Consider the following 14,972-nt stretch of genomic DNA (forward strand, 5'->3'; position numbering starts at 1 on the left):
TGAAGAGCGTGTGACCATTCGCGAACCAGTTTTGTGATCCGATCGTGACATCGTTCCCTGGAACGCATGCCTCGATCCGCCGCCCGTCGTTCCGTCGTGGCCGCAGTCGCCGGCGCGCTCGTCACCTCCACGATGGTGGTGCCGGCCGCGGCGGCCACTGCGAGCCCCGCGGACGCCGTCACCCAGTCCGCCGTCACCCGGTCCGCCGTCGCTCCGTCCGCCCGCACCCAGCCGGTGCGCACCGCCGCTGCCGGCGGCGTCCGTTGGGTGAAGTGGAACAGGGCGGCCCTGACGAAGACGGCGTCCAGCCGCTCCCGCACCGTCGCCCGGCCGGACGCCGGCACCAGGCTGCGGGTCCTCGACCGGGGCCGGTACCGCCTTCAGGTGCGCACCCCTGCGGGCAAGGTCGGCTGGGTGTCGAAGAAGGCCGTGACTCAGGTCCGGCTGAAGGACGTGTCCGGCACCCGGTACACCCGCGGCAAGGTCACGCTGACCAAGGACATCGGCTCGCGCTCGACGAAGGTCACGCAGGCACGTCTCGGCACCAGGGTCACCGTCCTGGCACGGACCACCGGCCGCGAGAACAACCGCGTCAAGGTGCGGGTCCCCGGCGGGAGGACCGGCTGGATCTCGACCAGCCGCATCTCGAAGCGCGACGTGTGGGGGCAGCTCGCGCGCTGCGAGTCGGGCGGGAACCCCCGCACCAACACCGGCAACGGGTTCTACGGGCTGTACCAGTTCACGGGGCGCACGTGGCACGCCGTGGGTGGCCAGGGGCTGCCGCACCGCCACAGCAAGGGCGAGCAGACCAAGCGCGCGCAGATCCTGCAGGACCGCGCCGGCTGGGGGCAGTGGCCGCACTGCACCCGCAAGCTCGGCCTTCGCTGACCCGGCCGGCGCCCACGACGTCGCCGGTCAGCCGGCGAGGACGGCCTGCATCGCGCGGGACAGGTACCAGGGGTCGACGACGGCCGTGAGCTCGCGCGCGGAGTGCATCGACAGGATCGCGGCGCCGACGTCGACGACGCGGATGCCGAGGCGGGTCGCGGTGATCGGCCCCGTGGTCGAGCCGCACGGCACGACGTTGTTCGAGACGAACTCCTGGCTGGGCACGCCGGCCGCGGCGCACGCCGCCTGCCAGCGCGCCGCGCCGTGCGCGTCGGTGGCGTAGCGCTGGTTGGCGTTGATCTTGAGGATCGGTCCGCCGCCCGCGTGCGGGTGGTTCGCGGGGTCGTGCCGCTCGGGGTAGTTCGGGTGCACGGCGTGCCCGACGTCGGACGACACGCACAGCGACGCCGCGAACGCCCGCGCCCGCTCGTCCTCCGCCGCGCCGAGCCCGGCGGACACGCGCCGCAGCACGTCCTCGAGGAACGGGCCGGCCGCGCCGGAGCGCGAGCCGGAACCGATCTCCTCGTGGTCGAACGCCGCGACGACGCCGATCCCGGTGAGGTCCTCGGGCGCGACGGCGAGCAGCGCGGTGATCGCGGCGTGCGTCGAGAGCTGGTTGTCCAGCCGCGGCGACGCCCACAGCGCCTCGCCGATGCCGAACGCGCGCGGCGGCTGCGTCTCGGCGAGCACGACGTCGTAGCCGAGCACGGCGTCGGCGGCGACGTCGTCGCCCGCCGCCGCGGCGAGCTCCGCCAGCACGTCGGCCTGCGACACGTCCCCGAGCCCGACGACGGGCTGGGTGTGCCGCTGCTTGTCGAGCGTCAGGCCCTCGTTCGCGGACCGGTCGAGGTGGATCGCGAGCTGCGGGATGCGCGCGATCGGGCCGGTGCGCACCAGGTGCTCCGTCCCGTCCGCGGTGACCAGCCGGCCGGCGAGCTCCACCTCGCGGTCCAGCCACGAGTTGAGCAGCGGCCCGCCGTACACCTCGACCCCGGCCTGCACCCAGCCGTCGCGCCCGGTCGTGGGCTTCGGCTTGAGCTTGAACCCGGTGGAGTCGGTGTGCGTGCCGAGGATGGTGAACGGCGTCGTCGCGCCCGCCGACGGCGGCAGGGCGACCGCGATCACCGAACCGTCGCGCACGACGACGTAGCGCCCGCCCGGCACGACGTCCCACGCGGCCTTCTCGTCCAGCCGCACGTAGCCCGCGGCCTCCGCGCGGCGGGCCACCTCCAGCGCGGCGTGGTACGACGACGGCGAGGCGGAGACGAACGCCCCCAGGTCCTCGGTGTGGGCGCGGGCTGCTGCGGGAACGACGTCGGGCATGCCCGTCATCTTCCCACGCGGCCGGTCGTCACTCGCCGCGCGGCGGGCCGATGTACCCGTCGACGAACTGCATCCACCGGCCCTCTCCGTCGATCGTCAGCCGCCAGCCCTCGTAGTCGGGCCGCGGGCCCGTGCTCCACTCCTGCGCCTCCTGCTCGGTGAGCGCGCCGGCGTCCACCGCGTCTCGCCAGTCCTCGGCCGTGGCCTGGCACACGCCGCCGTCCATGCGCGGCCAGGCGTACGCCCGGTCGGCGTCCTCGCGGCCGTCCGACCCCATCTCGCAGGGCGTCGTGCCGGAGAGCAGCCGGGCGAGGATCGCGTAGACCTCCTCGTCGTCCTCGGCCCCGGGCAGCGCCAGGAGCTCGGCCGGCGGCTGCCCGCCCCAGTTCAGGTCGTGCCGGTCGGCCGCCTCGGCGAGCGCGGTCAGCCGCTCGTCGTCGCAGGAGCGGGCCGCGTCGAACAGCGAGACCGCGGTGACCTGCACCGCCTCGGGGAGGCCCGCGACGTCCGGGTCCGGCAGGTCGAGCCCGCGCGCGGAGCACTCCGGCCCGGCCGCGTTCGAGGCGCCCTCCGGCGCCGTCGCGGAAGCTGTCCCGGCCGTCGGGTCCTCGAGCGTCACGGTGACCGGGTCGGACACCACGAGCTCGACGTCCGAGAGGTCGGAGGTCCAGAGCTGCACGAACGCGCGCACCTGATAAGTGCCGGCGCCGAGCACCGCCCGGAACTCGTCGGTGGCGACGCCGTCCACGGTGCGGCGGTCGGGGAAGCAGGTGCTGAGCGTCGAGTCCTCCGCCTCGCGGTCCGCGGGAGCGTCGCCGACCTGGTCGATGCCGCCCTCGGTCGTGTTGACGCCGACGTCGACAACCCACGCGCCTTCCTGCCACAGCAGGGTGGGCGCACTCACCCGGAGCCCGGCGTCGCTCGCCTGCTCCATCGTGAGACGGGTCGGTGCACGCCAGGTCTGCACGGTCTCGGTGCCGTCGGCGCTGGTGTCGTCCTCGAGCGTCGGGTCGCCGAGCAGCTCCAGCCGGTGGCCGTCGGCTTTCGCCGGGAGGTCGTCGAACCGCATGCCGCACACGAGGTCCGTGCCTTCGAGCCACGACGGCTGGTAGCCCGTCTCGGTCATGGCGACCTCCGGCGGGGACGGGGCAGCGGAGCCCTCGTCCGGGGAGGGGTCGCCGGAAGGCGACGGTGACGGCGTCGGGCTGGTCGCCGGCCCGGGCAGCGGCTGCGGCGCGTCGGGCAGCAGCGCGGCGCCGCCCAGCACCAGCCCGGCGGCGACGGCGAGCGTCGTGGCGGCGATCCCGGCCTGCTTGACGGACCGGCGCCGCCGCACCCGGCGGCGCACCGCCCCGAGGGCGCCGTCGAGGCCCGAGGCCGACGCCCCCAGGCCGGCCAGGGCGTCCAGCTCGCGCCGCAGCGCCTCGTCGGTGCGGGCGTCCGCCCAGTCGTCCCGCGCGTGGTTCGTGCTCATCGCCCCGCCCTCCGTCCCGTCGTCGTGCTCGTCGTGATGACCGCCGTCGGGCCGTCGGGCCTCTCCGCGCGGTCGTCGTCGGGCACCCGCAGCACGTCCCGCAGCGTCACCGTCGCGTCCGCCAGGTAGCGCTTGACCGTGCCCTGCGCGAGCCCGAGCACGTCGGCCACCTGCGGCACCGTGAGGTCCTCGAGGTAGCGCAGGACGACGCACGCCCGCTCGCGCGGGGCCAGGCGGCCGAGCGCGGCGGCGACGTCCGCCCGCGCCGTCGCGCCCGACGCCGCGCCGCGCACCCGGTCGTCGGTGGCCACGAGCGGTCGCGCAGCCGCCCAACGCTTCTTCCTCCGGTGCTCGTCGAGGAAGAGGGTGAGGATCGCGCGCCGCACGTACGCCTCGCTCGTCCCGCCGCCGTCGAGCGGGTGCACGAGCGACCCGTCGCGCGCCTCGCCGGAGCCGCGGCGAAGTCGCGCGAACACCTTGACCAGCGCGTCCTGCACCAGGTCCTCCGCGAGCCGTTGATCCCCGCAGAGCACGTAGGCGTACCCGACCAGGGCGCGGCCTCGTGCCCGTGCGAGCTCGGCGAGCTCGTCCTCCCAGCGACTCATCGTCGATCCACCGGTCCCTCCCGTGCCGTCCTCACCCGCTGGGACGGTCGGGGGACGGGAAACGTTGGGGACAGGATTCCACGGCGGTTCGTGACGGCCGTCACATGTGGGTAGACTCCCCGGCATCCCGCCGTCAACGGCGACGGCGGGACCTTCCCACGGACGGTCGACGCCGTCCCTGCCGGGTCGAGGAAGCACGTCAAGGAGGACGGATGCTCACGTTCGGTTCCAGCAGCATCACGATCGTCGCGGTCATCGCCGTCATCGCACTGGCCGCGCTCGTGTGCGCGGGCACCCTGCGGCGGCAGGTGCTCGCCGCCCCCGAGGGCACCCCAGCCATGCAGGAGATCGGGCGCGCCGTCCAGGAGGGGGCGTCGGCCTATCTCAACCGCCAGTTCCGCACGCTCGCGATCTTCGCCGTCGTGGTGTTCGCGCTGCTCTTCCTGCTGCCGGGAGACGGCGGGGTCCGGGTGGGCCGGTCGATCGCGTTCCTGTTCGGGGCCGCGTTCTCCGCGGCGATCGGCTACCTGGGCATGTGGCTCGCGGTGCGCGCCAACGTGCGGGTGGCGGCCGCGTCGACCCGCCCCGACGGTCGCGCCGAGGGCGCGCGGATCGCGTTCCGCACCGGCGGCGTCGTGGGCATGTCGGTGGTGGGCCTGGGGCTGCTGGGGGCGGCGCTCGTCGTGCTCGTGTACCGCACCGAGGCACCCGCCGTGCTGGAGGGCTTCGGCTTCGGAGCAGCGCTGCTCGCCATGTTCATGCGCGTCGGCGGCGGCATCTTCACCAAGGCCGCCGACGTCGGCGCCGACCTGGTCGGCAAGGTCGAGCAGCACATCCCGGAGGACGACCCCCGCAACGCCGCGACCATCGCGGACAACGTGGGCGACAACGTCGGCGACTGCGCGGGCATGGCCGCCGACCTCTTCGAGTCGTACGCCGTCACCCTCGTCGCCGCGCTCATCCTGGGCCGGGCGGTGATGGGCGAGGAGGGCCTCGTCTTCCCGCTGATCGTCACCGCGGTCGGCGCCTTCGTGGCGCTCCTCGGGGTGCTGGTCACCCGCGTGCGCGGCAGCGAGAACGGCCTCAAGGCCATCAACCGCGGCTTCTACCTGTCCGCCGTCGTCGGCGCGCTGCTGGCCGCGGTCGCCGCGTTCCTCTACCTGCCGTCGTCGTTCGCCGAGCTGTCCGGCACCGCCGAGCTGGGCGAGCTCACCGCCGACCCGCGCGTCGTCGCGGCGCTGGCCGTCGTCATCGGCGTGGTGCTGGCGGGGATCATCCTGTGGATCACCGGGTACTTCACCGGCACGACGTCGAAGCCGACGCTGCACGTCGCGGCGACGTCGCGCACCGGCGCGGCGACCGTCGTGCTGTCCGGCATCGGGGTGGGCTTCGAGTCCGCCGTGTACACCGCGGGCGTCATCGCCGCCGCGATCTGCGGCGTCTTCCTGCTGGCGGGCGGGTCGCTCTGGCTGTCGCTCTTCCTCGTCGCCCTCGCGGGCTGCGGCCTGCTCACCACGGTGGGCGTCATCGTCGCGATGGACACCTTCGGGCCGGTGAGCGACAACGCGCAGGGCATCGCCGAGATGTCCGGCGACGTCGACGACGAGGCCGCGCAGATCCTCACGGACCTCGACGCGGTGGGCAACACCACCAAGGCCATCACCAAGGGGATCGCGATCGCGACGGCGGTGCTCGCCGCGACGGCCCTGTTCGGGTCGTACGCCGACGCCGTGTCGACGGCGCTGGGCGAGGTCGCCGAGCGGGGCGCGGGGCTGGTCCCGTCCATGCTCAGCTTCGAGATCGTCTCGCCCGTGACGCTGGTGGGCGTGATCCTCGGCGCCGCCACCGTGTTCCTCTTCTCGGGCCTGGCCATCGACGCGGTCACCCGGGCGGCGGGCGCGATCGTCTTCGAGGTGCGGCGCCAGTTCCGCGAGCACCCCGGGATCATGACGTACGAGGAGCGGCCCGAGTACGGCAAGGTCGTGGACATCTGCACCCGCGACTCGCTGCGCGAGCTCGCCACGCCCGGCCTGCTGGCCGCGTTCGCCCCGATCGCGGTCGGCTTCGGGCTCGGCGTCGGGCCGCTCGCCGGCTTCCTCGGCGGGGCGATCGGCGCCGGTGTGCTCATGGCGGTCTTCCTCGCCAACGCCGGCGGCGCCTGGGACAACGCGAAGAAGATCGTCGAGGACGGCGCGTACGGGGGCAAGGGCTCCGCGGCGCACGACGCCACCGTCATCGGCGACACGGTCGGCGACCCGTTCAAGGACACCGCCGGGCCCGCCATCAATCCGCTCATCAAGGTGATGAACCTCGTGTCGGTGCTGATCGCGCCCGCCGTGGTGATGCTGAGCGTGCCGGCCGACGCGAACCAGGCGCTGCGTCTCGTCATCGCCGTCGTCGCGGCGGGCATCGCGTTCGGCGCGGTCATCATGTCCCGCCTGCGCGCCGCCCGCGTGGACCGCGAGCAGGCCGACGAGACGGCGAGCGTCCCCGCGCGATAGGGCGGCTCGCACCGGACGAGCCCGGGCCGGGCCGCGCACGTCGCGGCCCGGCCCGAGCGTCTCGCGGGCGGTCTAGAAGCCGGTGCGGCCGTCGATGCACTCGCGCAGCAGGTCGGCGTGCCCCGCGTGCCGGGCGTACTCCTCGACGAGGTGCTCGAGGATGTCGCGCACCGTCGAGGTCGAGTCGTCGAACACCACGACGCGGGCCATGTCCGCGTCCGTCTGGGTGGCGAGCCAGGCGTCGCCCGCGGCCGTCTCCCGCCGCCAGGCGGCCCACGCCTCCGCGACGACCGCCGGGTCGGCGACGGCGCCGTCGAAGTCCCAGTCCGGGCCGCCGTCCGCGACGTAGAGCTTCGGCAGGCCCATGTCGCCCTGCAGCACCCGGCGGAACCAGGAGTGCTCCACCTTCGCCAGGTGGCGCACCAGGCCGAGCAGCGACAGCGTCGAGGGCGGCACGGAGCGCCGTGCGAGCTGCTCGTCGTCGAGCCCGTCGCACTTCATCTCGATCGTGGCGCGGTAGGAGCGCAGGTAGGACCAGTGGGTCTCCAGCTCCCCGACCGGGTCGGCCCACTGCTGTCGTGGGTCGTCCTCGGGGTCCACCCACAGGTCGGGGAACTGCCGCTGCGTCGCGTCGCTCATCCGGACATCCGACCGTCGTGGCGGTCGCGGCGCAACCTCATACTCCGCACCACGGCGCCGGCGACCCCGGCCCCGACCCCCACCGCCGCGGCGACGCCGAACGCCCACCACAGCTGCGTGCGCAGCGGCACCAGGAGGGCGTCGACGGTGTCGTCCAGCACGGGGCGCCCCGCCGACCCGACGTCGACGCCGGCGAAGACCGTCCGGACGGCCTCGGGCAGGAGCACCAGGAGCACCAGCATCGCGACGGCGGTCGCCACCCCGGTCACGGCGACCGTGCCCAGGCGCCGGCCCGGGCGGGCGACGAGGGCGGCCAGGACGGCGAGCAGGACGGTCGCCGGCAGCGCCCAGGGGGTCCACCGGTCGAGGGTCGCGACCGCCGACTGGGCGGTGGCAAGGTCTTCGGACGCGTACAGGACCACGTCCGCACCGGTGTCCGCGAAGCCCTCGGGGACGGGCAGCCCCCGGTCGCGCAGCGCCTGCCCGACCGCCTCCAGGAACGGGTCCAGGGGCAGCGTCACGACGCCGTCGGCCGCGTCGACCAGGTCGCTCTCGTCGCGCAGCACCGCCACGGCCGCGGCGTGCCCCTGCCGGGTGGCCTCCTGCCACGCGGGCGCGAACGCGTCGGAGCGCACGAACGCGTCGGCCACCTCGCCGATCACGGGGCGCAGCGCCCCCGCGAGCGCCCCGGAGTCGATCCGGCCGACCACGGCGCCGGTGAGCACCTCGGCGACGGCGTCCTGGGTGGTGATCTCGTCGGCCAGCGGGGCGGTCGCCGCGACGTACGCGTCCGTGTCCAGCAGCGTGTGCTCGGCGTACCGCGCCGGCACCGTGACCACGGCGGCCAGCACCGCGAGCAGCACCAGGACGCCGCTGAGGAAGCTCCGCACACCCGCGGTGGCCGTCGTGCCCGTGCCCGTCGTGCCGGTCATGATCGGCACGCTACGCGGCCGCGGCCGCGGCCACAGCGCGGGCTACAGACCCGTGCGCCCGTCGATGCACTCGCGCAGCAGGTCCACGTGCCCCATGTGGCGGGCGTACTCCTCGAGCACGTGCAGCAGCACGTCGCGCGCCTCGACGGTGCCGCCGTCGTAGGGCACCTCGCGGCCCAGGTCCTCGCCGGCGAAGCAGTCGTCCGCGACCTCCACGGCGCGGTGCCAGGCGTCCCACGCCTCGTCGACGCAGGTGTTGTCCGGCAGGGCGCCGTCGAGGTCGACGTCGGGGTAGCCGGGCAGCTCGAACGGGCCGCGCTCGTCGCGTCCCTGCAGCACGCGGCGGAACCAGTGGTGCTCCACGTTCGCGAGGTGGCGGACGAGCCCCAGCAGCGACAGCGTCGAGGGCGGCACGGAGCGCCGCGCGAGCTGGGAGGCGTCCAGGCCCTCGCACTTCATGACCAGCGTCATGCGGTACCGGCACAGGTACTCCCAGAGGGTCTCCTTCTCGCCGACCGGGTCGACGCCCGTCGCTCGGGGGTCGTTCTCGGGATGCACCCACAGGCCGGGCGTGGTAGAGGTCACGCGCGTAATCTGGCCGAACGCCCGCCACGGGTCAAGCGAGGTGCTCTCACCTGCGGTGACGTTCCGCCGACGCAGGCTCTCCCGGTAGCCTTCGGCAGCATGAGGGCCCGCACGAGACGCGTCACCAGCGGCTCGCGCGGACTGTTCGGTCGCCTGAGGCGACCGGTGCCGGGCGCCTGGCGCCGGCGCTCGTCGTTGGCCGCGGCCGGGGCGGTCGCGCTCCTCCTCGGCATGGGCGTCGGGTTGGCGGCCGGCTTCGTCGCGGACGCGGGCGCCCCCGCGGAGGTCGTCCTCGCCCAGGGCCCGCCCGACGAGTGCCCCGTGGTGCAGGCGGCGTGGTCGCGGTCGGCGAGCCTGCAGGTCGGCATGACGGCCGACGACCCGGAGACCCTCCGGCGCGGTTTCCTCGGCGCGCGTGACGCCCTCGTCGAGGTCAGCCCGCCCGCCGCGGTGCGTGACGACTGGGGCACGGTGGCGTCGTACGTCGGCGCGGTCGCCGACGCGATCGAGGCCGCCGGGGAGGACGAGGTGGACGCCGCCGTCGCCGAGGCGCTGGCGGGCCTGGACACCGGGGCGATGACGGCGGCGTCGAACCGGGTCACGACCTTCCTCAAGGACGGCTGCGGGGCGCAGGACGGCGCGGACGGCTCGGAGGCCACGGACGCGCCCGCCGACTGAGCGGTGATTTCCGCGCGCGCGGGCGGTGCCGCACCATAGGGGGATGCGTCGCGCCCGCCTCCTGCCCCGTCGTCTTCCGGTCGTCGTCGCGGGGATGCTCGTGACAGGGCTCGCGCTCACCGGGTGCGGGGCGTCCGACGGCGGGGAGGAGCCGGTCGCGGAGCCCGCGCCGGCGGTCTCGATCCCCGGCGACCTCGCGATGGGCGTGGAGGGGGAGCCGAGCCGGTCCAAGGACGAGGCGGCGTCCCCCCGGCCCAGCACGGACGGGAAGGACGCCGACGCCGACGCCGACGGCTCGGGCCTCGACCACGAGACGTGCGTCGGGCTGCAGCAGGCGTGGTCCACGACCAACCGGGCGCTCGTCGACCTCAGCCCGGAGCACCCGCGCGCGCTGGTGCAGAGCTTCCGCACGGCGGACCGGGCGATGGAGGACGTCGAGCCGCCCGAGGGCGTGGCAGGGCCGTGGGAGACCATGGCGGACTACCTCGACAGCGCGGCGACCGCGTTCGAGGAGGTCGACGAGGACGACGCGGACGCGGTGAGCTCGGCGATGGCCGGCGCGATCACGGCCGACGACACCGCGGGCGCGACGACGGCGGCCAGGGACATCACGTCCTTCCTGTCGACCGAGTGCACGGGCCGATGACGACGGCCGGCCCCGCCTCGGGCCCTGCCTCGACGCCCGTGCCCGGCGCCGCGGGTCACGCCGCCGCCCTCGTCGACGCCCTGCGGACCGACCTGACGGCCGCGGGCTACACGGTCGACGGCGTCGGCGAGGTGCTTGGCGACGTCGCGTCGGCGGCGCTGCACCGCGAGCAGACGGTTCCCGCCCGCCGCGCGCTCGCGGACGTCGCCGCAGCGCACGAACCGCGTGCCGCGCTGGCGCGGCTCTTCCTGCTCGGCGACGAGGTGCCCCGGGCGGCGCTCGACCGCGCGCTGCCCGGGCTCGGCACGGCGGGCGCCGTCCGCCTCGGCCTGGTGGCCGCCGCCGGCGAGGACGACGGCGACGCGGTGCGCGCCGTCGTCGACCTGCGGCCGTACGCCGCCGTCGACGCGGGCGGCGAGGCAGCGTGGTGGCTGGCCAGCGACCTCGCCGAGCTGGCCACGGGCGGCCGCCTCGCGACGGACCACGTGCTGGGAGCCGGCGGCGCCTCCACGACGCTCGCTCAGGTCACGGCGCGCACGCCGGTGGGCCGCGTGCTCGACCTCGGCACCGGCTGCGGGATCCAGGCGCTGCACGCCGCCCGCCACGCCCGCCACGTCGTGGCCACCGACCTCTCGCGGCGGGCCCTGGGCTTCGCGCGGTTCAACCTCGCGCTGAACACCCCGGCGGAGGGGGTCGACGTCGCGCTGCGGCACGGCTCGATGCTCGAACCGGTGGCGGGGGAGAGCTTCGACCTCGTGGTCTCCAACCCGCCGTTCGTCATCACCCCGCACGCCGGCGCCGCGGGGGCCGCGGTGGCCGAGGCGCTCGGCGACTACGAGTACCGCGACGGCGGCCGGTCCGGCGACGACCTCGTGCGCGACCTCGTCCGCGACGTCGGCGGCGTGCTCGCCCCGGGCGGCGTGGCGCAGCTGCTGGGCAACTGGGAGCACCGGCGCGGCGAGCCGTGGGACGAGCGGGTGGGCACGTGGCTCGACGCCGCGGGCCTGGACGGCTGGGTGATCCAGCGCGAGGTGCTCGACCCGGCGGAGTACGCGGAGACGTGGATCCGCGACGGCGGCACGACGCCGGAGCGGGAGCCCGGCGCGTGGGCGGCCGCCTACGGCGCGTGGCTGGACGACTTCGCCTCGCGCGACGTGGAGGCCGTGGGCTTCGGCATCGTCACGCTCCGGCGTCCGGTGGACGGCGCCCGCCCCACGCTGCGCCGCCTCGAGGAGCACACCGGGTCGGTGCACCAGCCCCTCGGGGCCCACGTCGCGGCGTCCCTCGCGGCGCACGACTGGCTCGAGGCGCGCGACGACGCGGCGCTCGCGCAGGCGCACCTGGTGGTGGCGGACGACGTCACCGAGGAGCGGTTCCACACCCCGGGCCAGGCGGACCCGAACGTCGTCGTGGTCCGGCAGGGCGACGGGCTCGGACGCGGGGTGCACGCCTCCACCGGCCTCGCCGCGTTCGTCGGGGTGTGCGACGGCGAGCTCGCCGTCGGGCAGATCGTCGGCGCGCTCGGCGCGCTGCTCGACGTCCCGGCCGACGACCTGCGCGCCGAGCTGCTGCCCGCCGTCCGGGGCCTGGTGCGCGACGGCTTCCTCCGTCCCGCTAGCGGGACGACGGGCGCGGCCTGACGAGGTACGGGTCGGCCCACGCGCTGACGATGCGCGCGGCGCGCTTCGCCTGACCCGGCGCGGTCAGGAGGTGGTCGCTGCCCTCGAGCGCCACGAAGCTGCGGGGGTGGCGCGCGGCCGCGAAGATCTGGCTGGCGTTCTCGATGCCCACGACACGGTCCGTGGGCGAGTGCATGACCAGCAGCGGCAGGCCGAGGTCGGCGATGCGGTTCTCCAGGTCGGCGTCGCGGACGTCCTCGACCATGCCCCGCTTGAGGTTCAGGCGCTTGCCGCCCACCTGCCACACGGCGTTCCCCTCGGCGAGCACCTGGTCGACCAGGTCGTCGTACTGGTGCTCGGCGTGGCTGGGGTCGAACGGCGCGCACACGGAGGCGACGGCGCGGGCGCCCGCCTCCTGCGCCGCGGCGATGACGGCGGCCCCGCCCCAGGAGTGCCCGACCAGCAGCGACGGCGGGTCGCCGTGGGTGAGGTGCTCCGTCATGAACCGCGCGGCGAGCACCGTGTCGGCGACCTTCACGGTGAAGGAGCCGTCGCCCCAGTCGCCCTCCGAGTCGCCGAGGCCGAGGTTGTCGAACCGCAGCATCCCGACGCCCTCCGCGGCGAGCTGCTTGCAGATGCGCGCCGCGGCCGGGGAGTCCTTGCCGAGCGTGAACCCGTGGGCGAACAGCCCCCAGCCGCGCACCTCGCCCTCGGGGCGGTCGACGATGCCCGCGAGCAGCGGTCCGGTGCTGCTCGGGAACGTCACTCGTTCGGCCATCGGTCCGTCCTCCTCCTGCGTGCTCCGCCGCACCGTGCCGGTCGGCGCCGGCGTGCGGCACGAGTGTGCCATCGAGGCCGCGGGGCGGCCGCCGCATGGGGAGTTGTCCCCGCCCGGCCGGGGCGCGCGAACGCCTCCGGTCGGGGACCATGGTCACCATGCGCAACCGACTGACCATGACCCGTGCCACCGCCGTGGCCGCCGCCGCCCTGCTCTCGCTGGGCCTCGCCGCCTGCGGCGGCTCCGGTGACGCGGGCTCCGACGAGGGCACCCCCGCCGCCGAGGAGCAGGCCACCGACGACACGGCCGAGGAGAGCCCTGCCGAGGAGAGCCCGGCCGAGGAGGAGGCTCCCGCCGGCGAGGCCGCCGGCGGCGACGTCTGCAGCGCCGTCCAGTCGCTCACCGAGGCGTCCTCCGCGATGAGCGACGTCGACCCGACCGACCTGCAGCCCACGGTCGACAAGCTCGAGGAGCTCACCACCACGCTCGAGGGCGTCGACGAGCCCCCCGCGGAGATCGCGGACGACTGGGAGGCGCTCACGACGTCGTTCCGCACCGCGTCGGACGGCCTGGCCGCCGCCGCCGAGGACCCCACGGACGCCGAGGCGATGACCAAGCTGCAGGACGCGATGTCCGCGATGACCGGCTCGGAGTTCCAGGAGTCCGCGCAGGCCGTCGGCACGTACGCCGGCACGAACTGCTGACATCTCGCCTCTGACGCCCCATCGCCTGACGACCCGTCGGCAGGCAACGAGCGTGCTGACTTGTTCCTCAATACGGCCCGATGCGGAACAAGTCAGCACGCACGTTGCCCACCGGCGGGTCAGCCGATGACGACGGCCGCCTCCGGGCGCCGGTAGAGGCGCTGCCGGTCGCGCATCGCCAGGCCGGTGCCGAGCGTGATGGGCCCGAGCCGGCCGAGGAACATCAGGGCCACGAGCACGAGCTGGTGCCAGGGCTGCATGTCGGCGGTGATCCCCGTGGACAGGCCGGTGGTGCTGAACGCCGAGATCACCTCGTACAGCACCTGGTCCAGGGTGAACAGGCTGGTGGACAGGGTGATCGCGAGGGTGGGCAGCACCACGGCCGCGACGCCGACGAGCGCGACGGTGAGCGCCTGCCGCTGGGTGCCCGGCGTCAGGCGCCGGTCCCAGAGCGTGGCGTCGGGGTCGCCGCGCAGCTCGGACCAGATCGCGACGGCGAGCACGGCGAACGTGGTCACCTTGATGCCGCCGGCGGTGCCGCCCGACCCGGCGCCGACGAACATGAGCATGTCCGTGAAGAACCACGTGCCGTTGTTGGCCTGGGACAGGTCGACCGAGTTGAAGCCGGCGGTGCGGGGCATGACCGCCTGCGTGAACGCGGCCAGCACCTTCGCGGGCGGGTCCAGCGGGCCGAACGTGCCGGGGTTGCGCCACTCGGCCGCGAGGAAGAACACGGTGCCGACCGCCAGCAGCACCGCCGACATCAGCACGGTGAGGCGCGTGTGCACGCTCCAGCGGGACGTCCGCCGCAGGTCGGTCGGCCCCTCCTCGGTGCGCCGGGTGCGGTGCAGCCGCCACAGCTCGAGCAGCACCGGGAAGCCGAGGCCGCCGATGATGACCGCCGCGCAGATCGGCAGGCAGACCCACGGGTCGGCCACGAACGGCATCAGGTTCTGGCTGTAGATCGAGAACCCGGCGTTGTTGAACGCCGACACGGCGTGGAAGACGCCGGACCAGACGGCGTGGCCGAGCGGCTCGTCGTAGGCGGCGGCGAACCGCGCCGTGAGCAGCGCGGCCACCACCAGCTCGGTGACGACCGTGAACCGCAGCACCCCGAGCAGCACCCGCCGCACGTCGCCCATGCCCACCGAGCGGGTCGACTCGGTCGCCACCAGGCGGGTGCTGAGCCCCAGGCGGCGGGTGAGCAGCAGGCCGAGCAGCGACGCGAGGGTCATGACGCCGAACCCGCCCACCTGGATGAGCAGCAGGATCACGACCTGCCCGAACGGCGTCCAGAAGTGCTCGGTGTCGACGACGGCGAGCCCGGTCACGCAGGTGGCGGACGTCGCGGTGAACAGCGCCTCGACGAAGCTCGCGTTCCGCCCGGTGGCGCTGATCGGCAGGCTCAGCAGGGCGGTGCCGGTGGCGATCGTCGCGAGGAACGCGAGGGTGACCACCTGGGCCGGACGGCGGCGCAGGCTGGCCGGCGAGGCGGAGGAGGTCGCGGGCACCCGGTGCGGGCGCAACCACGGGATCGGGTGCACGAAGGTTCAGTGTGCACCCGGCTGGCGCCTGGGCGCGCCCTGGCCGCGGGCTGGTC

At 75.0% G+C, this 14,972-nt stretch carries 14 protein-coding genes; 6 read left to right on the top strand and 8 right to left on the bottom strand.

From position 1 onward, the window contains the following. The first annotated feature begins 66 nt into the window (after positions 1-66). The gene (locus tag ACH436_RS17950; RefSeq protein WP_430561555.1) at positions 67-888 is read left to right on the top strand and encodes a transglycosylase family protein; all 822 of its coding nucleotides are present in this window, start codon (positions 67-69) and stop codon (positions 886-888) included. Positions 889-915: 27 nt separating this feature from the next. Here ACH436_RS17950 and ACH436_RS17955 read toward each other — a convergent pair whose 3' ends face one another. Genes ACH436_RS17955 through ACH436_RS17965 form a run of 3 tightly spaced genes read right to left on the bottom strand, consistent with a single transcriptional unit; the run spans position 916 to position 4,290 of the window. Next, on the bottom strand, positions 916-2,211 hold the full coding sequence (locus tag ACH436_RS17955) for a M18 family aminopeptidase (RefSeq protein WP_430561556.1): 1,296 nt from the start codon (positions 2,209-2,211) through the stop codon (positions 916-918). A gap of 28 nt (positions 2,212-2,239) precedes the next feature. Beyond that, a complete protein-coding gene (locus ACH436_RS17960) occupies positions 2,240-3,685 on the bottom strand; it encodes a hypothetical protein (RefSeq protein WP_430561557.1) in 1,446 nt (481 codons plus the stop codon). Further along, positions 3,682-4,290, bottom strand: coding sequence for a sigma-70 family RNA polymerase sigma factor (locus ACH436_RS17965; protein WP_430561558.1), 609 nt, complete (start codon positions 4,288-4,290; stop codon positions 3,682-3,684). Before ACH436_RS17965 ends, ACH436_RS17960 begins: the two co-directional genes overlap by 4 nt. Before the next feature lie 212 nt (positions 4,291-4,502). On the opposite strand from ACH436_RS17965, the gene ACH436_RS17970 reads away from it, so the two are divergent. Further along, positions 4,503-6,791, top strand: coding sequence for a sodium-translocating pyrophosphatase (locus ACH436_RS17970; protein WP_430561559.1), 2,289 nt, complete (start codon positions 4,503-4,505; stop codon positions 6,789-6,791). 72 nt (positions 6,792-6,863) lie between these two features. Here the strand turns inward: ACH436_RS17970 and ACH436_RS17975 are convergent, their stop codons facing one another. The 3 genes from ACH436_RS17975 to ACH436_RS17985 are packed head-to-tail and all read right to left on the bottom strand — an operon-like array spanning position 6,864 to position 8,947. Continuing rightward, positions 6,864-7,430 (bottom strand): DinB family protein, encoded by a 567-nt coding sequence (locus ACH436_RS17975; protein ID WP_430561560.1) that lies wholly within the window; start codon positions 7,428-7,430, stop codon positions 6,864-6,866. Next, positions 7,427-8,362, bottom strand: a complete 936-nt coding sequence (locus ACH436_RS17980) for a hypothetical protein (protein ID WP_430561561.1) — start codon at positions 8,360-8,362, stop codon at positions 7,427-7,429. The genes ACH436_RS17975 and ACH436_RS17980 overlap by 4 nt, the downstream gene beginning before the upstream one ends. A gap of 42 nt (positions 8,363-8,404) precedes the next feature. Then, positions 8,405-8,947: a DinB family protein gene (locus ACH436_RS17985; protein WP_430561562.1), complete on the bottom strand. Its 543-nt coding sequence runs from the start codon at positions 8,945-8,947 to the stop codon at positions 8,405-8,407. A 99-nt stretch (positions 8,948-9,046) separates the two neighbouring features. Here ACH436_RS17985 and ACH436_RS17990 point away from each other — a divergent pair, with 99 nt between their 5' ends. Genes ACH436_RS17990 through ACH436_RS18000 form a run of 3 tightly spaced genes read left to right on the top strand, consistent with a single transcriptional unit; the run spans position 9,047 to position 11,911 of the window. Next, on the top strand, positions 9,047-9,625 hold the full coding sequence (locus tag ACH436_RS17990) for a hypothetical protein (protein ID WP_430561563.1): 579 nt from the start codon (positions 9,047-9,049) through the stop codon (positions 9,623-9,625). A 43-nt stretch (positions 9,626-9,668) separates the two neighbouring features. Next, a complete protein-coding gene (locus ACH436_RS17995) occupies positions 9,669-10,271 on the top strand; it encodes a hypothetical protein (protein WP_430561564.1) in 603 nt (200 codons plus the stop codon). Continuing rightward, complete coding sequence (locus ACH436_RS18000; RefSeq protein WP_430561565.1) at positions 10,268-11,911, top strand: methyltransferase; 1,644 nt, start codon at positions 10,268-10,270, stop codon at positions 11,909-11,911. Before ACH436_RS17995 ends, ACH436_RS18000 begins: the two co-directional genes overlap by 4 nt. Here ACH436_RS18000 and ACH436_RS18005 read toward each other — a convergent pair. Further along, entirely contained in the window at positions 11,886-12,668 is a 783-nt protein-coding gene (locus tag ACH436_RS18005) for an alpha/beta hydrolase family protein (protein WP_430561566.1), read from the bottom strand. The genes ACH436_RS18000 and ACH436_RS18005 overlap by 26 nt on opposite strands. A 158-nt stretch (positions 12,669-12,826) precedes the next feature. Between ACH436_RS18005 and ACH436_RS18010 the strand changes: the two genes are divergently transcribed. After that, positions 12,827-13,372, top strand: a complete 546-nt coding sequence (locus tag ACH436_RS18010; protein ID WP_430561567.1) for a hypothetical protein — start codon at positions 12,827-12,829, stop codon at positions 13,370-13,372. Between the two features lie 119 nt (positions 13,373-13,491). On the opposite strand, the gene ACH436_RS18015 is transcribed toward ACH436_RS18010, so the two are convergent. Further along, complete coding sequence (locus ACH436_RS18015; RefSeq protein WP_430561568.1) at positions 13,492-14,916, bottom strand: TrkH family potassium uptake protein; 1,425 nt, start codon at positions 14,914-14,916, stop codon at positions 13,492-13,494. Between the last annotated feature and the right edge of the window lie 56 nt (positions 14,917-14,972).

The organism is Isoptericola sp. NPDC019693, assembly GCF_044389085.1.
GTDB lineage: Bacteria > Actinomycetota > Actinomycetes > Actinomycetales > Cellulomonadaceae > Isoptericola.